The organism is Streptomyces sp. NPDC101194 (assembly GCF_044767885.1).
Lineage (GTDB): Bacteria > Actinomycetota > Actinomycetes > Streptomycetales > Streptomycetaceae > Streptomyces.
Window position 1 is genome coordinate 890,202 of the sequence record NZ_JBIWOS010000001.1, and the last position, 25,699, is coordinate 915,900.

Annotated in this window: 23 protein-coding genes; 10 read left to right on the forward strand and 13 right to left on the reverse strand. The window is 71.8% G+C overall.

Translation table 11 applies throughout. The annotated features are described in order from the left end of the window. The first annotated feature begins 38 nt into the window (after window positions 1-38). Entirely contained in the window at window positions 39-1,091 is a 1,053-nt protein-coding gene (locus ACIRP2_RS03930) for a ScbA/BarX family gamma-butyrolactone biosynthesis protein (protein ID WP_404246241.1), read from the forward strand. Continuing rightward, window positions 1,088-2,017, forward strand: a complete 930-nt coding sequence (locus ACIRP2_RS03935) for an NAD-dependent epimerase/dehydratase family protein (RefSeq protein WP_404246243.1) — start codon at window positions 1,088-1,090, stop codon at window positions 2,015-2,017. The genes ACIRP2_RS03930 and ACIRP2_RS03935 overlap by 4 nt, the downstream gene beginning before the upstream one ends. Before the next feature lie 22 nt (window positions 2,018-2,039). Here ACIRP2_RS03935 and ACIRP2_RS03940 read toward each other — a convergent pair whose 3' ends face one another. From ACIRP2_RS03940 to ACIRP2_RS03950, 3 genes are all read right to left on the reverse strand, one after another. Then, window positions 2,040-2,921 carry a PhzF family phenazine biosynthesis protein gene (locus ACIRP2_RS03940; RefSeq protein WP_404246245.1) on the reverse strand — a complete coding sequence of 294 codons (882 nt, stop codon included), beginning with the start codon at window positions 2,919-2,921 and terminating at the stop codon, window positions 2,040-2,042. Between the two features lie 79 nt (window positions 2,922-3,000). Then, window positions 3,001-3,468 carry a lamin tail domain-containing protein gene (locus ACIRP2_RS03945; RefSeq protein ID WP_404246247.1) on the reverse strand — a complete coding sequence of 156 codons (468 nt, stop codon included), beginning with the start codon at window positions 3,466-3,468 and terminating at the stop codon, window positions 3,001-3,003. Window positions 3,469-3,615: 147 nt separating this feature from the next. Next, on the reverse strand, window positions 3,616-4,386 hold the full coding sequence (locus ACIRP2_RS03950; protein WP_404246249.1) for an SDR family oxidoreductase: 771 nt from the start codon (window positions 4,384-4,386) through the stop codon (window positions 3,616-3,618). 262 nt (window positions 4,387-4,648) lie between these two features. On the opposite strand from ACIRP2_RS03950, the gene ACIRP2_RS03955 reads away from it, so the two are divergent. Beyond that, window positions 4,649-6,277 carry an alkaline phosphatase D family protein gene (locus tag ACIRP2_RS03955; RefSeq protein ID WP_404246251.1) on the forward strand — a complete coding sequence of 543 codons (1,629 nt, stop codon included), beginning with the start codon at window positions 4,649-4,651 and terminating at the stop codon, window positions 6,275-6,277. A 45-nt stretch (window positions 6,278-6,322) separates the two neighbouring features. On the opposite strand, the gene ACIRP2_RS03960 is transcribed toward ACIRP2_RS03955, so the two are convergent. After that, on the reverse strand, window positions 6,323-7,327 hold the full coding sequence (locus ACIRP2_RS03960) for a Gfo/Idh/MocA family protein (protein WP_404247161.1): 1,005 nt from the start codon (window positions 7,325-7,327) through the stop codon (window positions 6,323-6,325). A gap of 87 nt (window positions 7,328-7,414) precedes the next feature. Here ACIRP2_RS03960 and ACIRP2_RS03965 point away from each other — a divergent pair, with 87 nt between their 5' ends. Continuing rightward, the gene (locus ACIRP2_RS03965; RefSeq protein ID WP_404246253.1) at window positions 7,415-8,737 is read left to right on the forward strand and encodes a multidrug effflux MFS transporter; all 1,323 of its coding nucleotides are present in this window, start codon (window positions 7,415-7,417) and stop codon (window positions 8,735-8,737) included. 166 nt (window positions 8,738-8,903) lie between these two features. Here ACIRP2_RS03965 and ACIRP2_RS03970 read toward each other — a convergent pair whose 3' ends face one another. Next, window positions 8,904-10,211, reverse strand: a complete 1,308-nt coding sequence (locus tag ACIRP2_RS03970; RefSeq protein ID WP_404246255.1) for a hypothetical protein — start codon at window positions 10,209-10,211, stop codon at window positions 8,904-8,906. Between the two features lie 141 nt (window positions 10,212-10,352). On the opposite strand from ACIRP2_RS03970, the gene ACIRP2_RS03975 reads away from it, so the two are divergent. After that, window positions 10,353-11,360 (forward strand): small ribosomal subunit Rsm22 family protein, encoded by a 1,008-nt coding sequence (locus ACIRP2_RS03975; protein ID WP_404246257.1) that lies wholly within the window; start codon window positions 10,353-10,355, stop codon window positions 11,358-11,360. A gap of 36 nt (window positions 11,361-11,396) precedes the next feature. Here ACIRP2_RS03975 and ddaH read toward each other — a convergent pair whose 3' ends face one another. Continuing rightward, the gene (gene ddaH, locus ACIRP2_RS03980) at window positions 11,397-12,212 is read right to left on the reverse strand and encodes a dimethylargininase (protein WP_404246259.1); all 816 of its coding nucleotides are present in this window, start codon (window positions 12,210-12,212) and stop codon (window positions 11,397-11,399) included. Window positions 12,213-12,383: 171 nt separating this feature from the next. Between ddaH and ACIRP2_RS03985 the strand changes: the two genes are divergently transcribed. Then, on the forward strand, window positions 12,384-13,022 hold the full coding sequence (locus ACIRP2_RS03985) for a TetR/AcrR family transcriptional regulator (RefSeq protein WP_404246261.1): 639 nt from the start codon (window positions 12,384-12,386) through the stop codon (window positions 13,020-13,022). A gap of 122 nt (window positions 13,023-13,144) precedes the next feature. Beyond that, the gene (locus ACIRP2_RS03990) at window positions 13,145-13,891 is read left to right on the forward strand and encodes a bifunctional DNA primase/polymerase (RefSeq protein ID WP_404246263.1); all 747 of its coding nucleotides are present in this window, start codon (window positions 13,145-13,147) and stop codon (window positions 13,889-13,891) included. Between the two features lie 115 nt (window positions 13,892-14,006). Here ACIRP2_RS03990 and ACIRP2_RS03995 read toward each other — a convergent pair whose 3' ends face one another. From ACIRP2_RS03995 to ACIRP2_RS04025, 7 genes are all read right to left on the reverse strand, one after another. Beyond that, entirely contained in the window at window positions 14,007-14,939 is a 933-nt protein-coding gene (locus ACIRP2_RS03995) for a hypothetical protein (protein ID WP_404246265.1), read from the reverse strand. Continuing rightward, window positions 14,872-15,843 carry an iron uptake transporter permease EfeU gene (efeU, locus tag ACIRP2_RS04000; RefSeq protein ID WP_404246267.1) on the reverse strand — a complete coding sequence of 324 codons (972 nt, stop codon included), beginning with the start codon at window positions 15,841-15,843 and terminating at the stop codon, window positions 14,872-14,874. The genes ACIRP2_RS03995 and efeU overlap by 68 nt, the downstream gene beginning before the upstream one ends. Window positions 15,844-15,860: 17 nt before the next feature. Next, window positions 15,861-17,138, reverse strand: a complete 1,278-nt coding sequence (gene efeB / locus ACIRP2_RS04005; RefSeq protein ID WP_404246269.1) for an iron uptake transporter deferrochelatase/peroxidase subunit — start codon at window positions 17,136-17,138, stop codon at window positions 15,861-15,863. A gap of 19 nt (window positions 17,139-17,157) precedes the next feature. Then, window positions 17,158-18,294, reverse strand: a complete 1,137-nt coding sequence (gene efeO, locus ACIRP2_RS04010; RefSeq protein ID WP_404246271.1) for an iron uptake system protein EfeO — start codon at window positions 18,292-18,294, stop codon at window positions 17,158-17,160. 189 nt (window positions 18,295-18,483) lie between these two features. Continuing rightward, complete coding sequence (locus tag ACIRP2_RS04015; protein ID WP_404246273.1) at window positions 18,484-19,323, reverse strand: heme ABC transporter ATP-binding protein; 840 nt, start codon at window positions 19,321-19,323, stop codon at window positions 18,484-18,486. Next, window positions 19,320-20,414 (reverse strand): FecCD family ABC transporter permease, encoded by a 1,095-nt coding sequence (locus tag ACIRP2_RS04020; RefSeq protein WP_404246275.1) that lies wholly within the window; start codon window positions 20,412-20,414, stop codon window positions 19,320-19,322. Before ACIRP2_RS04020 ends, ACIRP2_RS04015 begins: the two co-directional genes overlap by 4 nt. Further along, window positions 20,411-21,493 (reverse strand): hemin ABC transporter substrate-binding protein, encoded by a 1,083-nt coding sequence (locus tag ACIRP2_RS04025; protein WP_404247163.1) that lies wholly within the window; start codon window positions 21,491-21,493, stop codon window positions 20,411-20,413. The genes ACIRP2_RS04020 and ACIRP2_RS04025 overlap by 4 nt, the downstream gene beginning before the upstream one ends. A 328-nt stretch (window positions 21,494-21,821) precedes the next feature. Between ACIRP2_RS04025 and ACIRP2_RS04030 the strand changes: the two genes are divergently transcribed. From ACIRP2_RS04030 to ACIRP2_RS04040, 3 genes are all read left to right on the forward strand, one after another. Then, window positions 21,822-23,228: an HtaA domain-containing protein gene (locus ACIRP2_RS04030; protein ID WP_404247165.1), complete on the forward strand. Its 1,407-nt coding sequence runs from the start codon at window positions 21,822-21,824 to the stop codon at window positions 23,226-23,228. Window positions 23,229-23,286: 58 nt separating this feature from the next. Continuing rightward, window positions 23,287-24,876 (forward strand): HtaA domain-containing protein, encoded by a 1,590-nt coding sequence (locus tag ACIRP2_RS04035; RefSeq protein WP_404246277.1) that lies wholly within the window; start codon window positions 23,287-23,289, stop codon window positions 24,874-24,876. Window positions 24,877-24,970: 94 nt separating this feature from the next. Continuing rightward, window positions 24,971-25,657 (forward strand): PhzF family phenazine biosynthesis protein, encoded by a 687-nt coding sequence (locus tag ACIRP2_RS04040; RefSeq protein ID WP_404246279.1) that lies wholly within the window; start codon window positions 24,971-24,973, stop codon window positions 25,655-25,657. Window positions 25,658-25,699 lie beyond the last annotated feature (42 nt).

Consider the following 25,699-nt stretch of genomic DNA (forward strand, 5'->3'; position numbering starts at 1 on the left):
CCTGCCCTCCCGGTATGCATCCTCTGGGAGGAAAACTCATGGTTCAGCTCACCTCGCACAGTGCTTCGTTCTCCGTGGAGGGTGTCGGGTCCGCCGAATCCACCGGGATCCCCGGAGCGGCGGGGACGGCGTCGAGGGGAAGACGGGCCGAGGCGGACCTTTTGGGGCCGCTGGTCCACCGGTCCGACGGCGAGGACGTCTTTCCCACCGGCTGGACCCGGCAGACCGAGACCCAGTTCTCGGTGTCGGCCCGCTGGCCGCACGCGCACCGCTTCTTCGTCCCTGTGTCGGGCCGCCACCAGGACCCGCTGCTGATCGCGGAAACCATGCGGCAGACGACGATGCTCCTGGGTCACGCGGCGTTCGACGTCCCGATGGGGGACCAGTTCGTGATGTGGGAGCTGGCGTACGTCTCCGACCCCGATCAGCTGCTGGTGGGGGAGGCGCCCTGGGACATCACCGTGGACGTGTCCTGCTCCCGGATCCGGCGGCGCGGCCGGAGCATCGGCTCCATGCACGTCGAGCTGCTCCTGCACCGCCTCGGTACCGTCCTCGCCAGCGGGGGCGGACGTATCAGCTGCACCTCGGCCAAGGTGTACGGCAGGCTGCGGGGCGACCGGCGGCACGTCGTCGGTGCCCCGATACCCCTCCTGCCCGCCGTCGCGCCGGGCGAGGTGGGCAGGAGCGACGAGCGCGATGTCGTCCTGGCGCCGACGTCGCGGCACAACGTCTGGCAGCTTCGGCTCGACACCACGCATCAGACGCTCTTCGCCCGGCCCAACGACCATGTGCCGGGCATTCTGCTGCTGGAGGCGGCTCGTCAGGCGGCCGTCGCGGTCACCCCCGGCCGCTACTTCCTCCCGGTCTCGGTGAAGACGGACTTCGTCCGGTACGTGGAGCTCGACCGCCCGTGCTGGGTCGAGGCCCGGCCCGTGCCGGCCGGCGACCGCTCGGCGGCCGGGGTGCGGGTCTCGGCGACGCAGGACGGTGAGACGGTCTTCAGCTGCACCCTCGAATCCCCGGACCCGCGGCACGACGCGGCGGGCGATCGGCACAGCCGGCAGGGCGACCGGCAGAATGACCCGTCATGACATCGCGCATACTCATCACCGGAGCGACCGGTTTCATCGGCGGCCACGTGGTGGCCGAGGCCCGGTCCGTCCCCGGTCTCCGGCTGCGTCTGATGACCCACCGGACCGCCCTCGCCGCACCCATCGGGCCCGTCGCCGAGACGGTGTACGGGGATCTCGCCGATCCCACGACGCTGCGCGGCAGTTGCGAGGGCGTCGACGCGGTGATCCACTGCGCCTCCTCGATCGGCGGTGACGAACCGACCGCCCGGTCCGTAAATGATCAAGGAACTCGGGCGCTGGTGGAAGAGGCGGCCCGCTGCGGGGTCACCCGGATCATTCATCTGAGCACGGCATCCGTCTACGGCAGGGGGCCGTTCACCCGGCTGCGGCCCGGACAGGCCGAGCCCGCCCCGGCCTCGGCCACCAGCCTGACCCGGGCCGCCGCCGAGCGGCACGTCCTCGAGGCCGGCGGCGCCGTCGTGCGGCCGCACCTCGTGTACGGGGCCGGGGACCGCTGGGCCGTGCCCGGACTGGTCGGGCTGCTCCGGCAGCTCTCGGCCGGTCTGAGCGGGTGCGAGGCACGGCACTCGATGATCGACGCCGGGTCGCTGGGGAGGGCGCTGCTGAGTGCGGCGCTCTCCCCCGAGGAGACGGCCGGGGTCTACCACGTCAACCATCCCGAACCGGTGAGCTGTTCGCAGCTGCTGTCCACGGTCGTCGACGGGCTGCGGCTGCCCTGGGGAGCCACGGGTGTCGACGTCGACACGGCCCGTGAACGGCTCGCCGGTGTCCCGTACGCCCTGCACCACCTCGGCATGCTCGCCGTGGACCACTGGTTCACGGACGAACGGGTCGGCCGGGACTTCGACTGGGAGCCGGGCGAGGGGTTCACGGCCGCGTTCGCCCGGCACGCCCCGTGGTACCGCGGTCACCTCGGCCGGTGACCGCCCGCGGGGCGTGGCCGTGTCAGTCCGCGATCCGGGTGCCCGTGCCGCTCACCCGCACCCGGGCGTCTCCCGCCCGCAGTTCGACCGTGAGGGTGCCGGGACGGCCCATGTCCTCGCCCTGGTGAAGGGTGATGACCGTGGCGCCGGGGACGAGTCCCAGGGCTCGCAGATAGGCGCCGAAGGCGGCCGCCGCCGCACCCGTGGCGGGGTCCTCGACCACACCGCCGACCGGGAACGGGTCGCGGACGTGGAAGACGTCCGGCGCTGCCCGCCACACCAGCTGCAGGGTGGTCAGGTCCAGCCGGTGCATCAGGGCTTCGAGGCGCGCGAAGTCGTAACGGAGGTCGGCGAGGCGGTCGCGCGTCGCGGCGGCCAGCACCAGGTGGCGGGCGCCCGCGTAGGCGATCCGGGGCGGCAGGGCCGGATCGAGATCGGCGGCCGGCCAGTCCAGGGCGGCCAGCGCCTCCGCCAGGTCGTCCGGAGCGACGTCCATGACGTCCGGTTCGACGCTGGTGAGGGTCGCGCGGAGCTCGGTGCCCTCCCGGGTGACGGTGACCGGGACCGTACCCGCGGGGGTGCTGAACACCAGATCGCCGGGGCCGTCGCGCTCGGCGAGTGCGAGCGCGGTCGCCACGGTGGCGTGGCCGCAGAACGGGACTTCGGCCTTCGGGCTGAAGTAGCGGATCGTGTACCCCCGGGCGGCGGGCGGCTCCTCGTCACCCGGCTCGTACCGCCCGGTCAGGAAGGCCGATTCGCTGTAGCCGAGCTCCGCCGCGACGGCGAGCATCGCGGCGTCGTCGAGGCCGGACGCGTCGAGGACGACTCCTGCCGGATTGCCGCCCTCGGGGTCGGCGGAGAAGGCGGTGTAGCGCAGGATCCCGGTGGCTGGGTTCTGGGTCATGCCGAAGGTCAACTCCGCCGAGGCCCGGGGCATTCCCGGCCGGTGGGCCGGACGGGGCCCCGGGCCGCGGCAGCCGGGCTCAGTGGCAGTTCTTGACGCCCTTGTCCGACCTGGTCCAGGAGCAGGAGTCCTGGAGCTTGCCGCTCGGCTTGATCAGCCGGGCCTTGTCACCGGTGTTGTTCCAGACGTACGAACCGCGGTTCCAGTAGACGTGGCCCGACCCGTTCCTGCCCTTGCCGGTGTGGACCTTGACGGTCTTGCCCGCGCCGACGGTGTAGCTGCCGAAGGTGTACGTGTAGCCGGTGTCGTCCTTGAGCTTGTACCCCTTGAGCTGCAGCTTCGACTTGCCGTTGTTGTGGATGTCCACCCACTCGGCGTTGAGGGAGGCGTTGGTGCGGGTGTCCTTGCCGGGGCTGTCGTACTGGATCCTGCCGAGGTGCAGCCCGCCCTGGTGCGAGGCGGCCGAGGCCGGGGCCGTGAGGAGCAGCGAGCCGGTCAGGGCGGTGGCGGCGGCCAGAGCGAGCGGTGCCGCGGTGGGTATGCGCATGCTGTGATCCTTGCGTGGAGTTCCGGTGAAGAACTGTGAGCATAAGGGCAGCGCGCACCCGTCCGGCCGGAAACGACGCAATCCGGCCGAGGTGTGGTCGTCCGGGCGGCAACCGCCCGCGCCGGAAGCCCTGTTCGGGCGGATTCGTCAGCCGCGTCCCACGTACGGCATGGCCGTCGCCAGGACCGTCGCGAACTGCATGTTCGCCTCCAGGGGCAGCTCCGCCATGTGGAGCACCGTCCGGGCCACGTCCGCCGCCGCCATCACCGGCTCCACCGCCAGTTCGCCGTTGGCCTGGAGGGTGCCCGTCCGCATCTGCTCGGTCATGTCCGTGGCGGCGTTGCCGATGTCGATCTGGCCGCAGGCGATCCGGTACGGACGGCCGTCCAGCGACAGCGACTTCGTCAGGCCCGTCATGGCGTGCTTGGTCGTGGTGTAGGCGACCGAGTGGGGGCGCGGTGCGTGGGCGGAGATCGAGCCGTTGTTGATGATCCGGCCGCCCTGCGGGTCCTGAGTCTTCATCAGCCGGTACGCCGCCTGCGCGCACAGGAAGGCGCCCGTCACGTTCACGTCCACCACCGCGCGCCAGTCCTCCGGCGAGACGTCCTCGACCGGGACGGAGCGCGGGCCGAACGTGCCCGCGTTGTTGAAGAGCAGATCGAGGCGGCCGAAGCACTCCCGTACCGAGGAGAAGAGGGCGGCCACGTCCTCGGGACGGCAGACGTCGGCGGGAACGGTGATCACCCGGGCCTTCTCCCCGGCCAGCGCGGCGGTCTCGGCGAGGGGTTCGGGGCGTCGGCCCGCGAGCGCCACCGACCAGCCGGCGCCGGTCAGGGCGAGGGCCACCGCGCGGCCGATTCCGGAGCCCGCGCCCGTCACGACCGCCGTCTTCGAGTCGTTCAACAGTTTGTTGCTCATGGCGCCGCAGCGTACGCCTTCGCGTTCCGCGGGTCGCGTGGGGCCGCATGGGGTCAAGAGGGAGTGGGGGGTGGCGGGTTCGCGCTGCGGACGGCGTGCGGTGATGATCATGGTTCCCGTCCCGAATGCGCCGTTCGCCCCGGGGATCCATTCCTGCCGCGTTCCTCATCCGCGCGACGCCGGAGCGACGCGAACACGACAACAGTTCGATGTGCTGGACCGGTGGACTCTACGAGCACACCACCAGCCAGGGGAGGGACAGATGACGTACTCATCGCACCAGCAGGAGATGCGCGACGCCGCCAGGCACGTCGGACGCCGCCGTTTCCTCACCGTCACCGGTGCCGCCGCCGCGCTCGCCTTCTCGGTCGGTCTGCCGGCCGCGGGCACCGCGAGCGCCGCCGAGCTGGACGCCCGGAGGATCGGCGACGACCCGTTCACGCTCGGCATCGCCTCCGGCGACCCGCTGCCCGGCTCGGTCCTGCTGTGGACGCGACTCGCCCCGCGACCGTACGAGCCCGGCAGCGGACTGCCCCGGGCCCGCGTCCTGGTGCGCTGGGAGCTCGCCCGCGACGAGCGCTTCTCCCGCATCGTCCGGCGCGGAGCGGCCACCGCCCACCCGGAGTTCGACCACAGCGTCCACGTCGAGGTCAAGGGCCTCGAAGCCGACCGCGTCTTCTACTACCGCTTCCGCGCCGGGGCATGGACCAGCCCCGTCGGCCGGACCCGCACCGCACCCGCCCGCGGCGCCCGCAACAGCACCCTGAGCCTGGCCGCCGTCTCCTGCCAGGCCTACCACGACGGTTACTTCACCGCGTACAAGCACCTCGCCCAGGAGGACGTGGACGTCGTCTTCCACCTCGGCGACTACCTCTACGAGTACGCCGTCGACGCGACCGGCGGCGCCCGCAACCAGACCGACCACACGCTCCCCGCCCACTTCGACAAGGAGACGGTCACGCTGGAGGACTACCGGCTGCGGTACGGCCTCTACAAGTCCGACCCCGATCTGCGCGCCGCCCACGCCGCGCACCCCTTCGTCGTCACCTGGGACGACCACGAGACCGAGAACAACTACGCGGGCGACACCCCCGAGAACGGCGTCCCGCCCGAGGAGTTCCTGCTGCGGCGCGCCGCCGCCTACCGGGCGTACTGGGAGAACCAGCCGCTGCGCACCCCGCAGCGGCCGACCGGTCCCGACATGAAGCTCTACCGGCGCCTGCACTTCGGCGCCCTCGCCCAGTTCGACATCCTCGACACCCGCCAGTACCGCAGCGACCAGGCGTACGGCGACGGCTGGCAGAAGCCGGGACCGGAGTCCGAGGACCCGTCGCGCACCATGACCGGCGCCGCCCAGGAACGCTGGCTGCTCAGCGGCTGGCACGCCTCGCGCGCCACCTGGAACGTCGTACCGCAGCAGGTCACCTTCGCCCAGCGGCGCGATGTGCCCACCGACGCGTTCAAGCTGTCCATGGACGCGTGGGACGGCTACCCCGCCTCCCGCGACCGGGTCCTGAGGGGGGCCGAGGCCGCCGGGATCCACAACCTGATGGTGCTGACCGGCGACGTGCACGTCGGCTACGGCTTCGACCTGAAGCAGGACTTCGACGACCCGTCCTCCCGCACCGTGGGCACGGAGATCGTCGCCACCTCCATCACCAGCGGCAGGAACGGCTCGGACAAGCCGGCCGCCTGGAACAACCAGATGCGGGCCAACCCGCACATGAAGTTCTTCAACGGCCGCCGCGGGTACGCCGTCGTCACGCTGGGCCGCGAGCGGGCGCGAGCCGACTACCGCACGGTGGCGGCCGTCACCACACCCGGCGCGCCCGTCGCGACGGCCGGATCGTTCGTCACGGAGGTGGGGAACCAGGGCCTCACGCCCGCGTGAGAGATTCCGCGAGCTCCTGCGAGGCCCCGCGCGGAGAGGTCCCGGTCAGCCGAGGTCGTCGGCCGGGTAGCGGACGCCGATGCGGTCACGCACCGCGTCGAGCGTCCGCATCACGGCCAGGGAACCGTCCAGCGGCACCAGCGGCGACTCCGTCTCGCCCGCCCGCAGCGCCCGCGCCACCTCCGCCTGTTCGAACTGCATCCCGCGCAGCCCCGCGCCCGCCGCCCCCGCAGTGAACTCCTCCGGCTCCTGTCCCGGCCGGTGCAGCACGAAGCGCTCCGGATAGAAGAAACCGTGCGGGAAGTCGATCCGTCCCTTCGTCCCGGTGATCGCCGCGGTGACCGGGGTGTCCCCGACGATCGAACAGTTCAGCAGCGCCGAGGCGCCCGCCTGCGACCAGCTCAGCAGCATCGACGTGTTCAGATCGACGCCCTCCGGGGAGAGCAGCGCGTCGGCCTGCACCCGGTCCGGCTCGCCCAGCAGCAGCTGGGCGAACGACACCGGGTAGACCCCGAGGTCCAGCAGCGCTCCACCGCCCAGCGCCGGGTCGCGCAGCCGGTGTTCGGGGCCGAAGTCGCCCGCGAAGCCGAAGTCGGCCTGCACGGTGCGGATATCGCCGATGGCGCCGTCCCGGACGAGCTCCGTCATGCGCCGGATCACCGGGTTGCAGTACGTCCACATGGCCTCCATCAGGAAGAGGCCGCGGTCCCGGGCGAGCTTCACCAGCTCCCCCGCCTCCCGCGCGTTGAGCGTGAACGCCTTCTCGCACAGGACGTGCTTGCCGGCCTCCAGGCAGAGGGCGGCCGCCTCCCGGTGCGCCGAGTGCGGCGTCGCGACGTACACCACGTCGACCTCGTCGTCGGCGGCGAGCGCGGCCCAGCTGCCGTACGCCCGGGGTATCCCGAACCGCTGCGCGAACGCCTGCGCCGAGGCGTCCGATCGGGATGCGACGGCCACCACCTCCGCGTCCGGCATCGCCCGCAGATCCTCGGTGAACGTCGCGGCGATGCCACCGGTCGCCAGTACGCCCCAACGCACGGACCCGTTCATGCCTGTCATGACTGCTCCCCAAAAAGGTCTCGACCAGTGCGGCTGAGCTGAGAGCATAGAGGCGGATTCAATGACATGGAGATGAGAATGCCGGAGAGCGGCGCAAGCCGGGCCCAGCAGGAACGCACACACATATCGACCACCGGGACCGGGGCCGAGGAGTCCGCGGCCCCCGGCGCACCTCCCGGGACCCCGGCCGCCACCGAAGCGGCCCGGCGCACCGGACTCCTCGTCACCCTGGTCCTCGGCGGCCTCACCGCGCTGCCGCCGCTCTCCATGGACATGTACCTCCCGGCGCTGCCCGCGGTCACCGACTCCCTGCACGCCTCCGCCGCGACCGTCCAGCTGACCCTCACCGCCTGCCTCACCGGCATGGCGCTCGGGCAGGTCGTCGTCGGACCGATGAGCGACCGGTGGGGGAGACGCAGGCCGCTGCTCCTCGGCATGATCATCTACGTCGTCGCGACCGCGATCTGTGTCTTCGCCCCCACCACGGAACTCCTCATCGGCTTCCGTCTCCTGCAGGGCCTGGCCGGTGCGGCGGGGATCGTCATCGCCCGCGCGGTGGTGCGCGACATGTACGACGGCGTGGAGATGGCCAGATTCTTCTCCACCCTGATGCTGATCTCCGGCGTGGCGCCGGTCGTCGCCCCGCTGATCGGCGGCCAGGTGCTGCGGTTCACCGACTGGCGGGGGATCTTCGCCGTCCTCACCGTCGTCGGCGTGGCCCTCACGCTGATCGTCTGGAAGTGGCTGCACGAGACCCTGCCGCCGCAGGACCGGCACACCGGCGGCATCGGCGACGCGCTGCGCACCATGCGCGGGCTGCTCGCCGACCGGGTCTTCACCGGCTACATGATCGCGGGCAGCCTCGCCTTCGCCGCCCTCTTCTCGTACGTGAGCGCCTCGCCGTTCGTGGTGCAGGAGATCTACGGGGCCTCGCCGCAGACGTTCAGCCTGCTCTTCGGCATCAACTCGGTCGGCCTGATCGTCGTGGGCCAGATCAACGGCAAGGTGCTGGTCGGCCGGATCAGCCTGGACAAGGCGCTCGGCTTCGGCCTCTCGGTCATCGTGCTGGCCGCGGCCGCGCTGCTGCTGATGACCTCCGGGGTCTTCGGGGACGTGGGACTGGTCCCGGTGGCGGCCGGCCTCTTCGTGCTGATGTCGGCGATGGGGCTCGCGATGCCGAACACGAACGCGCAGGCCCTGATGCGTACGAAGAGCGCGGCCGGGTCCGCCTCCGCGCTGCTCGGCACGTCGTCGTTCCTGATCGGGGCCGTCGCCTCGCCGCTCGTCGGGATCGCGGGCGAGGACACGGCCGTCCCGATGGCTCTCGTGCAACTGGTCTGCGCGGCGGGCGCGATGGCCTGCTTCCTGGGGCTGTGCCGGCCCTGGCGGCGGGCGGCGTAGCGGGCTCGGCCCCTGGTGCGGCCGCCGATCAGGTCCGGTCCGAGGTGGCGGGAGCCGGGGCCCGTCGTCCGGATCAGGCCGACGTGATCCGGACGAGAGGCCCCGAGACACGGCCTTGGGGCTGTCCCGTACTCCCTGGCGCCCGCCACGGAGTACGGGACAGCCCTCAGTGGGCGCCCGGGTAGCCGATCAGATGCGGGCGGTCCTTCTCGTCCGTCCAGTGGAACAGCCCGACACCGTCCGACGTCACCGCGCCCGGGACCAGTTGGTTCGAGGGCAGGGCCCCCGTCGTGCCGCTCCTGATCGCGACCGCGACGGGGGCGCCGCCGCCGGCCAGTACGTCCGCCGCGTTGCGGGCGTTCGCCGCGCCGTACGCGATGCCGTCGTCGTTCACCGACGCCAGCGTCAGCGGCTTCGTGCCGTCCGTCCCCTCGAAGCAGAAGCCCCGCTTCGTCAGCAGGTCGAAGGCGAGCGGCCCGGCCACCAGGAAGTTCCCCGAGGGGGCGGAGACGAGCTGCGGGTACTGGCCCGGCTTGATCGCGGGCTTGCTGCACTCCACCGAGGCGAGCGGCTTGCCCGTCTCCACGTCGTGCACCGTCCACAGGTCGTGGGTGGTGGCGCGCTTGGCTCCCTTCGCGAGCTGCCACTTCGCCAGCACCATGCCCGGGATCACCGAGGTCGGGATGCCGCTGAGCCGGTCGGTGCCCTTGGGGGCGATATCGCGGCTGAACCAGCCGCCCTGCACCCAGAACTCCTTGGCCCCGCTGACCAGCAGGCCCTTCTCCGTCATGCCGACCACCTCGGTGAGCTGCTTGCAGCTCGTGCAGCCCTTCGGGTACTTGAGCGCGGGGGCGGTGATCGTCGACACCCGGCCGGTCACCGGGTCGACGACCGCGCTGTTCGTCCGGCCGTCGCTGATGAGGATGCCGGGGCCGGTGGTGGAGACCGTCGGCACGGAGTTCCACGGCACCTCGACGCGTCGCCGGGAGCCGTCCTCCACGTCGTAGACATCCAGCGAGACGATCGTGTCGGCGGGGGTCAGCGCGTTCTCGCCGACCTTCCCGTACGCCCACGTCACGAAGTACTCGTGGTCGGCCACGGTGACCGGGACGAGCTTCGGGAAGTGCTGCGGGGACGGGGGCCGCCAGGAGTCCCCGTGCCAGCCCGCCTCTCCGGTCTCCGGGTCGATGGTCCGCAGCTGGTACTTGCCGTCCGAGACCCGCGCCAGGTAGGCGAGAGCGCCCGTCGTCCGGGAGATCGCGTAGTCGGGCGAGGTGCCGATGAGCTCCCAGCCGCGCTCCGGCGCGAACACGGAGGGAACGGTGAGCCGCGTCACCGCGGACGCACTCGTCCTCACCTGCTTCTTCGACCTGTCGGTGCTCTTCTCACCGCTGCCGCAGGTGGCCAGCAGAAGAAGCATGGCAAGCAGGAGAACTCCGCCGACCAGAACCAGGCGCACGATCTTCTGTCTCATGGTTTCCCTCGATGGGCGATCCCGACCTCGCGCCGGTCAGCGTAGCAACTGGCGCAGGGCTCGCGGCAGTTCGCAGGCATTGTGGTTCGCCACCGGTGCCGGGCCGGAAGCGGGTATGTGGCCTGCGCCTACAATTCGTCGGTGAACGCCACCCTCCCCACCGCGGAAACCCTGCGCACGGCGCTGGCCGCACTGCTCGACGGGCTGCCGCCCAAGCAGGCCGCCCAGGCCGTCGACCGGCTCATCGCCAACTACCGCGGGACCACCCCCACCGACGCCCCGGTGCTCCGCGACCGCTCCGACGTCGCCGCGTACGCCGCGTACCGGATGCCCGCGACCTTCGAAGCCGTGCGGTCCGCCCTCGCCGCGCTCCAGGAGGCCGCCCCGGACTGGGCGCCCGCCACGCACACCGACATCGGCGGCGGTACCGGAGCGGCGAGCTGGGCCGTGGCAGGGGCCTGGGAGGGGCCGCGGACGACCGTCCTGGACTGGGCCGAGCCCGCACTCGCCCTCGGCCGTGAACTGGCCGCGCTCTCCGGCGTCGCCGCGCTGCGCGCCGCCGAGTGGCGCCGGGCCCGGATCGGCGCGGACCTCGACCTCGCTCCCACGGACCTGGTCACCATCTCCTACGTCCTCAAGGAACTGCCCGCGGACGTCCGCACCGGCCTCGTCGACACCGCGGCGGCCGCGGCACAGGCGGTCGTGGTGGTCGAGCCGGGCACCCCCGACGGCTACGCCCGGATCATCGAGGCCCGTGACCGGCTGATCGCCGCCGGGCTGAAGGTCGCCGCCCCGTGCCCGCACGACGACGCCTGCCCCATCGAGCCGGGCACGGACTGGTGCCACTTCTCGGCCCGGGTCAGCCGGTCCTCGCTGCACCGGCAGGTCAAGGGCGGCTCGCTGCCGTACGAGGACGAGAAGTTCAGCTACGTCGTGGCGACCCGTTTCGGGACGGAGCCCGTCCGGGCGCGGGTCACCCGCAGACCGCAGATCCGCAAGGGGCAGGTACTGCTGGACCTGTGCACCCGTGACGAGGCGCTGCGGCGTGCCACGGTCACCAAGCGGCACGGCGAGCTGTACCGGGCCGCCCGGGACATCGCGTGGGGCGACGCATGGCCGCCGCACGACGCGGGACGCTCCGGCGACTGAACGGCCGCCGGACGCCCGAACCGCCGGACGGGCCGGCTACCCGCGCAGTTCCTGCGTGCAGCACTTCACGCTGCCGCCGCCCTTCAGCAGCTCGCCCAGATCCATCGGCACGGGCTCGAAGCCGCGTGCCCGCAACGGATCGAAGAGTCCCGTGGCCGCCTGCGGCAGCAGCACATGGAGCCCGTCGCTCACCGCGTTCAGGCCGAGTGCCGCCGCGTCCGCCTCACCGGCGATCAGCGCGTCGGGGAAGAGCCGCGCCAGCACCGACCGGCTGCCCGGCGAGAAGGCGCCCGGGTAGTACATGATCTCGTCCCCCGCCTCGTCGAGCACGCACAGCGCCGTGTCCAGGTGGTAGTAGCGCGGGTCGACCAGATCGAGCCCGATCACCGGGCGGCCGAAGAACTCCTGCGCCTCGTCGTGCGAGAGCGGGCTGGACCGGAAGCCCCGACCGGCCAGGAGGTACGAAGCGGTGACCGCGAAGTCGCCCTCGCCCTCGTTGACGTGGGCCGGTTCGTGGATCTCGGTGAAGCCGTGGGCCCGGAACCACTCACGATGGGCCTCCGCCTCCTCGAACCTCTCCCGGTACGCGAACCGGGCACCCAGGACGCGGCCGTCGACGACGGTGGCGCCGTTGGCGGCGAAGACCATGTCGGGCAGCTCGGGCCGGGGCGTGAGCAGCTCCACGGTGTGGCCGAGGGCGCGGTAGCGGTCGCGCAGGTCCTCCCACTGGGTCTGGGCCAGGGGGAGGTCCACGGGCTTGCTGGGGTCCATCCAGGGGTTGATGGAGTACGTCACCCTGAAGTGGGCGGGAGCGCACATCAGGTAACGGCGGGGTGTGGCTTCACGAGGCAATGAAGGCTCCTCACGAACACGGCAGGGGTGGCCTGCGGGGGACTTCGCACGGGTGTGTGCGTGAGCCCATGGTCCGCTCTCCGGGGCCGGTTGTGCAGTGATCCGATCGGGTGGTTCCCGGCGGCGATGAGACGATACGTATCGACTCGTGCCGCTGCTAGATTGACAGACATGGCAGAGAACAGGTCGCCCGACTCCAGCCGCCGCAGCGAGAGCTCGCGCCGCGCGATCCATGACGCGGCTCTCGGCCTGGTCGGTGAGGTCGGCTACCCCAGGACCACCATCGAGGCCATCGCCGCACGGGCCGGCGTCGGGAAGCAGACGATCTACCGCTGGTGGCCCTCCAAGGCGGCCGTCCTCCTGGACGCCTTCGTCGCCCTCGGCGACCGGGCCGCCGAGCAGAGCGGCGGGGGCGAGGCGCAGGGAATCCCGGACACCGGTGATCTCGCGGCCGACCTCAGGGCCGTGCTGCGGGCCACCGTCGACGAGCTGACCGACCCCGCCTTCGAGGCGCCGACCAGGGCGCTGGCGGCCGAGGGGATCGTCGACCCGCGGCTCGGCGCCGAATTCGTCCAGAAGCTGCTCGATCCGTCGCTCCAGCTGTACGCCGCACGGCTGCGCGCCGCCCAGGAGGCGGGCCAGGTGCGCGCCGACGTCGACCCGCGGATCGCCCTGGAGCTCCTCGTCGGACCGCTCACCCACCGCTGGCTGCTGCGGACCCTCCCGCTCACCCATGCGTACGTGGACACGATCGTCGACTACACCCTGCGTGGGCTGACACCGCACCCAGACGCACCCGTCATTTCATGACAAGAAGTGTGATAGCGCCCAGCCCATCGCGCTGTCCGCCGTACCCCGCTTCGCAACTCCGGCCACCCGAGGCGCAGGATGGTGGGACGATGGACAGGGGCAACGCAGAGGTGAGGGGATAGATGGGCGCCGATTTCGGCCGTTATCGCGGCTCCGAGAGCAAATTTTCCCAATGGCTTCGCCGCCGACCCAAACCGCAGCAGCGCGAGGTCGACGACACCGCCCGGGAGGCGCTGCTCCTGGCTGTCGCCGAGGCCGGAATGCCGATCGCGCCCGCCGCCCACCCGGTCGGCTACCGATGTTCCTGTGAACGCATCGGCTGTCCCACTCCCGCGCGGCACCCCGTCTCCTTCGCCTGGCAGACGCAGTCCACCACCGACCGGGCCCAGATCGAGCGCTGGGCACGCAGTCAGCGCCAGGCCAACTTCATCACGGCCACCGGCATGATCCACGACGTGCTCGACGTCCCGCTGTCCGCGGGCGACCAGGCACTGGAGCGGCTCCTCGCCGCGGGCATCGATGTCGGCCCCGTCGCACGGTCCGGCGACGACCGGATGCTCTTCTTCACCGCCACCCGTGGTACCCCCGAGGACGAGGACGAGTGGTGGCCGTGCGAGCTGGACTGCCATCCCGAGACCATGGACGAGCACCCGGGACTGCGCTGGCACTGCCGCGGCAGCTACGTACTCCTGCCGCCGGCCAGGCTTCCCGGTGAGCTGGACGTGGGGTGGGTGCGGGGGCCGGAGAACCCGCTGCCCGATCCGCTGACGCTGCTGGAGACGCTCACCGACGCGTGTGCGCAGTACGCGGACGCGGCGGGCCAGGGCGATCTCGATCACGGTTCGGTGGCGTGGCCGATGAGCCGCTAGGCCGTGTCCTGGTGCCGCTCCCGGAGAGGTTCACCGGCTTTCCGGCCGCAGCACCGGACGGTCCGGCGGACCGTCCCGGACGGATCCTGGGCGGTGGGACCGGCTCCGCCCCCGGTCACGAACCCTTGGCCGAAGTCAGGCCCGGCAGCCGGTTCAGCATGACCACCTTGTCGTCCTTCGCGCCCTTCTTCGGGACCAGCACCAGCTGACTGGAGATCCGCTCCTTGGTGAGGGTGGACCGCACCTCACCGGTCAGCAGCGCCTCCACATCCGCGTTGAGCGGCGGACGCAGCCCCTTCGCCGCGGTCTGCCGCTCGAAGTGCTTGCTGCTGAAGAAGACCAGCGCCCCGCCGTCGTCCGTCCGCAGGCCGAGCGGGGCGAACGTGCCGCCGTCCAGCGGCTGGTCGATGTACTGGTACGAGAAGCCCGCCCGCCGGGTGGTGCGACGCGCCTCCCGCCAGCCCGAAGTGGCGGCGCCGGGGGCGAAGACGTCCGGGGTGCCCTTCTGCAGGTACTCCGTGTACCGGGTGCTCAGATCCTCCGGTGCCACGGTCAGTTCGGGACTGTCCGGGGCCACCGGTTCGGCCCGGCCGTCGGCGTCCTTCGAGAAGCGGGGCACCTGGGACGACGGGACGACCGACAGATACGAGGTCTTCCAGCCCGCGCCGGGCCCGGACTTGACGAAGACGAGCAGCCAGCGGGTGTCCAGCTTCCCGGTGTCCTCGTCGCGGTTGGAGTCGGTGTCCGCGAGGAACCAGCGCGGCCAGCCGGCCTTCTTCGGGATGAGATACCTGGCGTCGGTCAGCTCCAACGGCTTGTGGTTCGCGTTGCCGTCCGGATTGTTCTTCTGCCGCGCCCGAAGCCCGGCCTGGTTGATCGCGCCGAGCGGGCCGGCGACCCGGTCCGCGTCCAGGGCCGGGTCGTAGGCCTTGTCCGCCGCGTTGTACGCGGCGGTGAAATCCTTCAGTGCCCGGGCCGCCTCAGACCTGGTTGCCGCCGGCACCACTTCCAGCTCGCCGTGCACCGTCACGCACCCGCTCGCCGTCAAGGACAGCACCGTCACCGTCGCGAGCCCCGTCGCCAGCCGAATCGGCCTCAGGCTTCTCATCCGTTGCTTTCCGCGCCTTCTGATCCGTCGCCCCCACTGACCGTCCGAACCCTACCGGGGCAAGGAACAGCGCGAGAGTGGGGATCAGATACAGCGCCCACACCGTGATCTGGAGAACGGTCGGGTCCGGCTGGAAGTTGAACGTGCCCTTCAGCAGTGTGCCGTACCAGCTGTCCGGCGGAATCGTGGAGCTGATGTCGAACGCCTGGTTGTGGATACCGCCCAGGAACTCGGCTTCCTGCAGGTCGTGGACGCCGTACGCGAGCACGCCCGCGGCGACGATCACCAGCATGCCGCCGGTCCAGGTGAAGAACTTCGACAGGTTGATCTTCAGCGCGCCGCGGTAGAACAGCCAGCCCAGCACCACGGCGGCCGCGATACCGAGGAAGGCGCCGATCATCGGGTGCCAGCCGTCGTCGGCCGCGTGCACCGCACGCCACACGAACAGCGAGGTCTCCAGGCCCTCCCGGCCCACCGCGAGGAGCGCCGTGGCGACCAGTGCGCCGGTACCCATCGCGAGCGCCGCGTCGAGCTTGCCGTGCAGTTCGGTCTTCAGATGCCGCGCGGTGCGCCGCATCCAGAAGACCATCCAGGTGACCAGGCCGACCGAGATGATCGACAGCGAACCGCCGAGCGCCTCCTGGGCCTTGAACGTCATCTCCTGCGAACCGAATTCGAGACCGGCGCCGAACGCCAGGCTGACGACGACCGCGATACCGACACCGATCCAGATCGGCACCAGTTTGTTCTTGTTGCCGGTCTTCACCAGATAGGCGATGAGGATGCAGACGACCAGGCTGGCCTCGAGGCCCTCGCGCAGGCCGATCAGGAAATTGCTGAACACGTCTCGGTTCTCCTTCTCTACGAGAACAGCGCCCGGCCCCACCAGTCGTCCTTGTCGCGGACGCCCGGCGGGACGGCGAAGTGCGCCGAACCCACGTGCTGGATGTACTCGTTGAGTGCGTCGTTCGCCGCGAGGCGCCGCTGCAGCGGAATGAACGCCTTGCGGGAATCGCGCTGGTAGGCGATGAAGAACAGTCCGGCGTCGAGCCGTCCGAGACCGTCCGTGCCGTCGGTGAACGAGTACCCGCGGCGCAGGATCGTCGCACCGTCGTTGCTGTCCGGGTGCGCGAGCCGTACGTGCGCGGTCGGCAGCATCGCCTTCAGGAACGGCTCGTCGCGCTCCTTGGACCTGCCGACCGGGGCGCCCTCGCCCTTGTCGCGGCCGAAGACGTCCTCCTGCTCCTGGAGCGGCGCGCGGTCCCAGGTCTCGATGTGCATCCGGATGCGCCGGGCCACCAGGTACGAACCCCCGGTCATCCAGCCCGCCTTGTCCTTCTCGCCCACCCACACGTGCTTGTCCAGGGCGGCGGTGTCGGTTCCGGAGACGTTCCGGGTGCCGTCCTTGAAGCCCATCATGTTGCGCGGGGTCTGTGCGTCCGGCGTCGTCGAGGACGTCTTGCCGAAGCCGAGCTGGGACCAGCGGATCGCGGTGCGGCCCATGCCGATCCTGGCGAGGTTGCGGATGGCGTGCACCGCGACCTGCGGGTCGTCCGCGCAGGCCTGGACGCAGAGGTCGCCGCCGCTGCGGGCCGCGTCGAGGTTGTCGCCGGGGAACTTGGGCAGATCGACGAGTGCCTCGGGACGCCTGTCCTCCAGACCGAACCGGCCCTTGGCGAAGAGCGAGGGGCCGAAGCCGATGGTGAGCGTGAGCCGGGACGGCTTGAGCCCCAGCGCCTCGCCCGTGTCGTCCGGCGGTGCCTCGGCGAGACCACCGTAGGCACCGTCGCCGACCGCGTGACCGGCCGTCATCCGCTCGGCCGCCCGCGTCCACTCCTTGAGCAGCGAGATCAGCTCGGCGCGGTCCTTCGTCGTCACGTCGAACGCGGCGAAGTGCAGCCTGTCCTGTACGGCGGTGGCGATACCGGCCTGGTGCGCACCGTGGAACGGAACGGCCGCACCGCTGTCCGCGGTCGGCACCGCGTCGCTCCCCGGCCGCACGGCCGCGACCGTGCCACCCGCCACGGCCGCGCCCAGCGCCAGTCCGGCGCCTCCCCAGCCCAGGAGCGCCCGACGGGACGGGGCGCGGCCACCGGTCCCGGCGCCGTCCACGGCGGTGTTCTGCGTGTTCTCGGACATCCCGGTCCCTCCCGGCCCGTTACTTCGTCACCGCGGCGGCGAGCCGGGACAGCGGCTCGGCCAGCGCGTTGACCGCGTCCGACAGTTCCTTGCGGTCGGCCTTGCCGACCTTCTCGTACGAGGTGAACTCGTAGGAGCTCTTGTCCTTGCGGTACTTGTCCAGCAGCGTGTTCAGCGCCGCGAACTGCTTGTCGAGGGTCGCCGTCAGCGCCGGGTCGTTCTTCGAGGCGATCGGCTTCAGCAGCTCGTAGGACTTCTCCGCGCCCTCGACGTTGCCCTTGAAGTCGATCAGGTCGGTGTGGCTGTAGCGCTCCTCCTCACCGGTGACCTTGCCGGTGGCGACCTCGTCGAGGAGCTCCTTGGCGCCGTTGGCCATCGAGGTCGGGGTGATCTCCGCCGTGCCGACCCGCTTCTGCCAGTCGAGCAGGTCCTTGTAGAGCACCGGCGCGAGGGCCTTCTCCTCGGCGCCCAGCTTCTTCTCCTGCCACAGCGCCTTCTCCAGACGGTGCCAGCCGGTCCACTTCTGGCCGTCCTCCAGACCGTCCTCGCGGAGGTCGACCTTCGGGTCGATGTCGCCGAAGGACTCGGCGACCGGCTCGGTGCGCTCCCAGCCGAGCCGGGAGTCGGCGTAGATCTTCTTGGCGGCCTCGATGTCACCGGCGGCCACGGCGTCCGTGAACTTCTTGGCCTTGGGCAGCGTCTCGTCGGCCTGGGCCTGCACGTAGGTGCGGTACTCCGCGACCGCCTTGTCCATCTCGGGGCTGCGCTTGGCGGCGGTGCCGCCGGCGACCTCGATCCGCTGCCGGATGCCCTTGCCCTTCATGCCGGGCTTGCAGACGACGTCGTACGAGCCGGCCTTCACCTCGGCGGTGATGGTGGCCTTGGTGCCGGGGCCGATGTTCTCGCGCTCCGCGGCGATGCGGTCGTCCGGGAAGAGGACGTAGACCTCGGTGACCTTCGAGCCCTTGTTCTGCACGGCCAGTTCGACGTGGCCGGCCGGGAGCTTCTTCTTCGAGAGCTCGCAGGCGTCGTCCTTCGCGACGACCTGCAGGGCGTTGTCTCCCTTTCCGTCGCTCTTCTGCGCGCAGCCCGTGACGGCGGTCAGGGCTGCCACCGTCGCGGCAGCGGTGACGACGGAGAAACGAACGGCTCGCATACGGGCTCCACAGAGGACGAAGGAGAAGCGGGAGAAGATCGGACAAAGGCAGGTGAGGCAGACCTAACTTAACGGAGGCTTACCTGACCCGTCCCCACCTGTGCAGTGATTCAGCTCTCATCCGGGCGGTGCGGGAACGAAGGGATCACGATCGACTCACGGAAGGCTCATGAGAAGGTCAAGCAATGGTCAAGTCGCTCGTGTCGGTACGACGAGGGGCGCCCCGGTGCGTGGATGCGGGAAGACCTCGACCGGCTGCCGGTAGACCTCGCCGAGCAGCTCGCCCGTGAACACCTCGACGGGCGGGCCCGCCACCGCGATCCGCCCGTCGCGCAGCACGGCGGCCCGGTCCGCGTACGCCGCGGCCAGCCCCAGATCGTGCAGCACGACGACGACCGCGTCCCCGGCGGCGGCCCGCTCCCGGCAGAGCCGCAGCACCACTTCCTGGTGGCGCAGATCGAGCGCGGCGGTCGGCTCGTCGAGCAGCAGCAGCGGGGCGCGCTGCGCCAGCACCCTGGCCAGCGCGACCCGGGCCCGCTCGCCACCGGACAGCGCGGAGAAGGGCCGTCCGGCGAACTCGGCCACCTCGGTGGCGGCCATCGCCGAGGCGACGGCCGGATCGTCCTCGTCCGCCCGCTCCGTCCCGGCCCACGGCGCCCGCCCCATACGTACGACGTCGGCCACCGGGAACGGGAACGACAGCGCGGCGGACTGCGGCAGCACCGCCCGGCGCAGGGCGAGTTCGGCGGCGGACCAGTCGGCGGCCGAACGCCCGTCGATCCGTACCGCGCCGCTCTCGGCGGGAAGATCGGCGGCCAGTGCCGCCAACAGGGTCGACTTCCCGGCCCCGTTGGGCCCGACGAGCGCCAGCACCTCGCCCGCGTACGCGGTCAGGTCGACGGAGTCGAGCACCGGCCGCCCGTCCAGCCGCACCCGCAGCCCGCGCGCCTCGGCGACGGGGGAGCCGGGCGGGACGGGAGCGGGCAGCAGCCGGCTCCGTCCCCGGAACGGATTCCTCGGTGACCTCATGCCCAACCACCTTGTCCACGACGGGTCCTGCGCAGCAGCCAGAAGAAGAACGGGCTGCCGAAGAGCGCGGTCAGCACGCCGAGTGGGAGCTCGGCGGGGGCGGCGACGGTGCGGGCCGCGAGATCGCCCACCACCAGCACCAGGGCGCCGCCGAGCGCGCTGCCGGGGACGAGGAAGCGGTGCCCGGGACCGTTGGCCATCCGCAGCAGATGAGGAACCAGCAGTCCCACGAACGAGATGATCCCGGCGACCGCCACCGCGGCGGCGGTCAGCAGCGCCACCACGAGGACGAGCGCGATCCGCAGCCGCTCGACGTCGACCCCCAGATGCCGGGCGGGCCGTTCGCCGAGCGCGAGGAGGTCCAGCTTCCGGGAGTGGAACGGCGCCACGAGCAGCCCGAGCGCCGCGCAGGGCAGCACGGCGAGCACCTTGGGCCAGGTCGCCTGCGCCAGCGAACCCAGCTGCCAGAAGGTGATCTGCGAGATCTGCGCGTTGTCGGCGAAGAAGACGAACAGCCCGATCAGCGCACCCGCGAAGGCGTTGACCGCGATCCCGGTGAGGATCAGCGTCACGACCTCCGTCCGGCCGCCCGACCGCGACAGCGTGTACACCAGCAGTACGGTCGCGAGCCCGGCGACGAACGCGCAGACGGTGATGGTCCAGTTGCCGAGGAAGTTCAGTCCGAGCGCGATCGAGGCGACGGCACCGACCGCCGCGCCGGAGGAGATCCCGATCACCCCGGGCTCGGCGAGCGGATTGCCGAACACGCCCTGCATCAGGGCGCCCGCGCAGCCCAGCGACGCCCCGACGAGCAGCGCGAGGACGATCCTCGGCAGCCGTACGTTCCACAGCACGCTCTCCCCGACCCGGTCGAGCGCGGAGCCGCCGAGGCGGAGCCGGTGCTGGACGGAGGCGAGGACGTCGCCGAGCGGGATGCCGTACGCGCCGAGTCCGGCGGAGAGCAGGCAGCACACCACGAGGGCGGCGAGCAGGCCCCCGGTCAGGACGAGGCCGGTGGAGCGCCGGGGTCCGGGCGTCCGGGGTTCCGGGGTGGTGGCCGGCCGGGTGCGTTCGTCGTACGAGGTGGTCACCGGTCCGCCCCGTCCTTCGGGTGGAGCCCGGCGACCAGTTCGCCCAGCACCCGGTCCGTGCGCGGCCCGTAGTTCAGCAGTACGCCGTCGTCGATGGAGACGATCCGCCGGTCCATACCGGCCGGAGTCTCGGCGACGCCCGGGATCTTCAACAGACCGTCGACACCGCCCACCGAGTCGAGTCCCTTGCTCATCACCAGGATGGCGTCGGGCGCGGCCTCGGCCAGGGCCTCGCTGGTGATGGGGGTGAAGTCCTTCTTCAGCCCGGACGCCTTGCCCGCGTCGACGGCCCCCGCCGCCTCGATGAGCGAACTCGCGCCGGAATCCCGGCCGCCCAGCAGATGGACGGAGGCCGAGCCGCGCAGATAGAGGAAGGCGACCCGGGGCTTCTCGTGCCCGTCCGCCGCGGCGGGCACGGACTTCTGTACGGCCTCGATGCGGGACCGGGTGCGTGCGTCGAGTTCGGTGCCCGAGTCCGGCACGCCCAGGGCCGTCGCCACGGCGTCGATCCGGCGGCCGACGTCGTCGAGTTCCTCGGCGGGTTCCACGACGACGAGCGGGATGCCCGCGTCGCGGATCTGGTCGACGGCCTCCGAAGGGCCGGTCGTGGTCTCCGCCAGGACGACCGTCGGCTTCAGCGAGAGCACGCTCTCCGCCGAGACGTCGTGGGCGCGGGTCACCACCGGGAGCTTCGCGGCCTGTTCGAAGGTGGCGGTGATGTCACGGGCCACGACCCGCTCGCCGAGGCCGAGCGTGAAGACGATCTCGCTCAGGCCACCGGTCAGCGGAACGATGCGGTCGGTCGAGGCGACGGTGACCTCGGTGCCGTCCGCCGACTCCACCGTGACGGGCAACCGGGTCCTCGGCGCGGTGGTCAGGGGCTCGACGCGATCGGCCTCGGCCTTCGTGGAACGGGTGGCGGGAGCCCCCGTGTCCGTACTGCCGCCGCAGCCGGTCAGGACGAGGGCCAGGGCGACGGCGGCCGTCGTCGCGGTCAGCGGTCCGCGGGCCCTGACCGGCCCGCGCCGTGGTCGCCGGGTGCCCCGGACCGGCGGGGCGAAGTCCTGCGAGAAGCGCACTGGGGGCACCGTCCTGTCCTTCTGCGATGAGTGGTTGGGCATGGTTCGCGAGCAATGCGGTGGAAGGGGGCCCACCGGGAAGCTCGTACGACTTAGGTTAGCCTTACCTCACTTTCTAGATCTCGGAGGGGTACTCATGCCGTCGTTCAGACCTGCCCGCGCGCCAGGGCCTGTCCGGCGGATCCTCGTGGACCCGCGACGCCTGGCACGGCACCTCGCCGCGTTGTCGGAGTCGTCCAAGTACGTCCAGTACCAGGACGATCCTTCGCCTTGCGATGTACCGCACCCGACGCCGCGGGTTGATCCGCGAAGATCCGCCGGACAGGCCCTGACCGTCGCGCTCCTCGCGGTGCTGCTCGGAGCGCTGCTCCCGGCCACCGCCGCGCAGGCGGCGAGTCGCACGGTGCAGGGCGGCAGGCTGGACTGGGGCATCAAGTCCTCCTTCCAGAGCTACGTCACCGGCCCCGTCGCGAAGGGCAGTTGGAGCCTGACCGGTGGCGCCGCCACGGTCGGCGGCAGTCGGTTCCGCTTCCACTCCGCCACCGGTTCCTACGACCCGGCGACCGGCACCTTCGCCTCCGGCTTCGCGGGCGGGGTCCGGTTCCTCGGCCACGAGAAGCCCGTCGGCGGCTACGAGCTGGACCTCACCATCAGCCGCCCCACGGTTCGCATCACGGGCGCCGGCGGCACCGTCCACGCGGACATGGTCGGCAAGGACCGGGGGAGCGGTCGCGTCACCTCGGCCGCCCAGGTGCCGCTGGCGACGCTCGATCTGTCCGGGATCGACATGAAGGGCGGTTCCACCCCCATCGCCCTCGACAACGTCCCGGCGACGCTGACGTCACAGGGCGCGAAGGCGTTCGCCGGCTACTACACGGCCGGGACGCCGCTCGACCCGATCAGTCTCTCCGTGGACACCTCCGCCCCCGCCGGGCAGCCGCCCGCGTCCAAGTCCCCCGAAAAGCCGCACGATTCGACGAGCAAGGATGCGAAGAGCACGAGCACGGAGAAGGCACGGAAGACGCCGGGACGCTTCGAGGACGCCGCCGTCGACTGGGGCGTGCGCCGGACCTTCCGCGAATACGTCACGGGCTCCGTCGGCAAGGGGAAGTGGACCCTCGCCGAGGGCGCGCAGGACGGCGGAGCGCTCTTCCGCTTCCCTCGCGGCCATGGCACGTACGACCCGGCGGGGCGGACCCTGGACGCAGGCTTCGCGGGCAGCGTCCGCTTCACGGGGGCCGACGGGCTCGATCTGGAACTCTCCGCGGTCGCGGTCCGGGTGAAGGCGGGCAAGGGCACGCTCTCGGCCGACGTCACGAGCGGCGGCGACCGGCGCAAGGCCGTCCCGCTCGTCACCTTCGCCGCGAAGGACTTCACGCCGAAGAACGGGCTCGCCGTTCTCACCGAGGCCCCCACGACCCTCACCGCCGACGGCGCGAAGGCGTTCGGCTCGCTCTACCGGGCCGGCACCGCGATGGACCCGGTCTCGCTGGCCGTCGCCGTGGACACCGGGGCCGAACTCCCCGCCCTGCCCGACCTGGGCAGCGCGCCCGACCCGTCCGGCCCGCCGACGGAGAAGAGCACGACCACCGCCGCATCGGCGTCCGGCGCCGACCCCGGTTCCGGCCCCCGGACCGGGCTGTACCTCGGCATCGGCGGTGCGGGCGTACTCGCCGCCGCGGCGGGCGCGCTGTACCTCGCCCGCCGCGGAAGCGCCCGGCAGAACAACGGCTGAGGGCTGTCCCGCAACCCCGTCCCCCCCGCATTTCCATCCCCTGAGGAGACCACCGACCATGGCTACCACCCGCCGTCACACAGTTCTCGCCGCCGCCGTCGCCACGGCAGCCGCCCTCGGCGCGACCGCGTTCGCCCTTCCGGCGCTCGCCGCCGACAGCACCGCCTCCGACGGGGCGACCGCCACCGCGCCGAAGCTGGAACTGAGGGACGGCACGCTGGAATGGGGCGTCAAGGAGTCCTTCCGCACGTACCTCGCCTCGTCGTACTCCGGCGGGAGAATCACCGTCGAGGGCGGCGCCACCCAGGCACCCGACAACGGCGTGTTCACCTTCGCCGACGGCAAGGGCACCTACGACACGGCCACGCACGGCACCGACACCGCCTTCGGGGGCGGCGTCCACTTCTATGCCCACGGGGGCGTTCTCGACATCACGCTCTCCGACGTGAAGCTCGCCACGACCCGTAGCGGCGGCACGATCACCGTCGACGTCACGACCCCGGAGGGCACCCGCGACGACGTGGCCTTCGCCGCTCTCGACCTCTCGGCGGTGAAGCCGGGCCGGGGTGCGGGCGGTGCGATGGTCTTCAAGGACATCCCGGCGACCCTGACGAAGGCGGGCTCCGAGGCATTCGACGGCCAGTACGAGGAGGGCGACGCGCTCGACCCGGCCACGCTCTCGGTGCAGGCGGTCACGGCCCCGACCGGGAAGCCCACGGAGGAGCCGACCACCGGGCCGACCGGGGAGCCGACGACCGAACCCACCGGGAAGCCCGGCACGGAGCCGACCGGCGGGCCGACCACCGGGCCGACCGGGAAGCCCGCCTCGTCCGCGTCCCCGTCCCCCTCCGCACCGGCCACCGACGGGCCGACCGCCGCCGACCCGGGCGCGATCGTCGACGGCACCCTGGACTGGGGCGTGAAGAAGTCCTTCCGTTCCTACGTCACGGGCCCCGTCGCCCACGGCAGGATCGAGACCACGGGGGGTGCCGCCGCGTCCGGGGACGGCTACCGGTTCCCCGACGCCACCGGCCACTTCGACGCCGCGGAGCAGACCCTGAACGCCGGGTTCGCCGGCACGGTCCGCTTCCTGGGGCACGAGGAGAACGGCGCGTACACCCTGGACCTCTCCCTGACCGACCTGGAGATCCAGGTGAACGGGACGAAGGGCACGCTGATCGCGGACGTCACCACCAAGGACCGCGCGACGAAGAAGGTCTCCACCCACACCGGTCTTGCGATCGCCGACCTGGAACTGCCCGAGGGCGAACTCGCCGCGAAGGACGGCGTGGTGACCCTCTCGGCGGTGCCGGCGACCCTCAGCGCCGACGGCACCAAGGCATTCGGGGGCATGTACCCGGCGGGCGAGCGACTCGACGCGCTGACCTTCGCGGTCGCCCTCGACGAGGACGCCGAACTCCCCGGCGGCACGGGTGGCACGGGCTCCACCGGCCCGGCGGGAGGCTCCACGACCGCCGGTGGCGGGAGCGTGGGCGGCGGCTCGGCCGGTGGTTCGGTCGGCGGCCCGGGTTCCCTCGCCTCCACCGGCTCCGACATCCCGGCCGGTGCCCTGTTCGCCGCCTCCGGCGTGGTCGTGGTGGCCGGCGCCGGAGCGGTGCTCGCCGCCCGCCGTCGCCGTACCGTCTGATCCGTCCGCGCCGCAGGTCTCCGCGGCGCGACGCGACCGCCCGGGTGACGGCCCAGTTGTACGGCCGCCGCCCGGGCGGTGCTTCAATGCCCGGGTGAGCGACAGCGACTTCGACGTACCCGCGGGCATCGACGTACTGCGGGTGTTCTGCGGCCCCGACGGCCGGCACGGCAATCCCCTCGGGGTGGTGCGCGACGGGCGCAGGTACCCCGACGAGGCGTCCCGGCAGGCCCTGACCGGGCGGCTCGGCTTCAGCGAGACCGTGTTCGTCGACGACCCCGAGCGCGGGCACGTCGACATCCACACCCCGGGACTCCGTCTCCCGTTCGCCGGGCATCCGCTCGTCGGTGCCGCCTGGCTGCTCGATCTGGAGATCCTGGAGCTGCCGGTCGGGGACGTCTTCGCCCGTCAGGACGGAGAGTTCACATGGATCACGGCCCGCCCCGAATGGGCGCCGCCGCGCACGCTGGAGCGGTACGGGTCCGTCGCCGAGGTCGAGGCGCTGACCGGGCCGCCGCCGGGCGAGGGCTGGCTGTACGTATGGGCCTGGGAGGACGAGGCGGCGGGGCGGGTGCGGGCGCGGGCGTTCCCCCGGCGCAACGGCAACATCGTGGAGGACGAGGCGACGGGAGCCGCGGCGCTGCTGCTCAGCGCGGAGCTGGGGCGCGCCCTCAACATCACGCAAGGACGCGGCTCCCAGATCCTCACCGCTCCCGCGCCTGACGGCACGGTGGAGATCGGGGGCCGCGTGACACTCGCCGCCGTCCGCACCCGACGCTGAACCGGGGCGACCGGTGGACGCCGGTCACCCCGCCGCGCCGGG

What these genes read in the sequence shown, in the direction of transcription:
- ACIRP2_RS03930 (WP_404246241.1), top strand. Translation starts at nt 39, where the DNA reads ATGGTTCAGCTCACCTCGCACAGTGCTTCGTTCTCCGTGGAGGGTGTC.
- ACIRP2_RS03935 (WP_404246243.1), top strand. Translation starts at nt 1,088, where the DNA reads ATGACATCGCGCATACTCATCACCGGAGCGACCGGTTTCATCGGCGGC.
- ACIRP2_RS03940 (WP_404246245.1), bottom strand. Translation starts at nt 2,921, where the DNA reads ATGACCCAGAACCCAGCCACCGGGATCCTGCGCTACACCGCCTTCTCC.
- ACIRP2_RS03945 (WP_404246247.1), bottom strand. Translation starts at nt 3,468, where the DNA reads ATGCGCATACCCACCGCGGCACCGCTCGCTCTGGCCGCCGCCACCGCC.
- ACIRP2_RS03950 (WP_404246249.1), bottom strand. Translation starts at nt 4,386, where the DNA reads ATGAGCAACAAACTGTTGAACGACTCGAAGACGGCGGTCGTGACGGGC.
- ACIRP2_RS03955 (WP_404246251.1), top strand. Translation starts at nt 4,649, where the DNA reads ATGACGTACTCATCGCACCAGCAGGAGATGCGCGACGCCGCCAGGCAC.
- ACIRP2_RS03960 (WP_404247161.1), bottom strand. Translation starts at nt 7,327, where the DNA reads ATGAACGGGTCCGTGCGTTGGGGCGTACTGGCGACCGGTGGCATCGCC.
- ACIRP2_RS03965 (WP_404246253.1), top strand. Translation starts at nt 7,415, where the DNA reads ATGCCGGAGAGCGGCGCAAGCCGGGCCCAGCAGGAACGCACACACATA.
- ACIRP2_RS03970 (WP_404246255.1), bottom strand. Translation starts at nt 10,211, where the DNA reads ATGAGACAGAAGATCGTGCGCCTGGTTCTGGTCGGCGGAGTTCTCCTG.
- ACIRP2_RS03985 (WP_404246261.1), top strand. Translation starts at nt 12,384, where the DNA reads ATGGCAGAGAACAGGTCGCCCGACTCCAGCCGCCGCAGCGAGAGCTCG.
- ACIRP2_RS03990 (WP_404246263.1), top strand. Translation starts at nt 13,145, where the DNA reads ATGGGCGCCGATTTCGGCCGTTATCGCGGCTCCGAGAGCAAATTTTCC.
- efeB (WP_404246269.1), bottom strand. Translation starts at nt 17,138, where the DNA reads ATGTCCGAGAACACGCAGAACACCGCCGTGGACGGCGCCGGGACCGGT.
- efeO (WP_404246271.1), bottom strand. Translation starts at nt 18,294, where the DNA reads ATGCGAGCCGTTCGTTTCTCCGTCGTCACCGCTGCCGCGACGGTGGCA.
- ACIRP2_RS04015 (WP_404246273.1), bottom strand. Translation starts at nt 19,323, where the DNA reads ATGAGGTCACCGAGGAATCCGTTCCGGGGACGGAGCCGGCTGCTGCCC.
- ACIRP2_RS04035 (WP_404246277.1), top strand. Translation starts at nt 23,287, where the DNA reads ATGGCTACCACCCGCCGTCACACAGTTCTCGCCGCCGCCGTCGCCACG.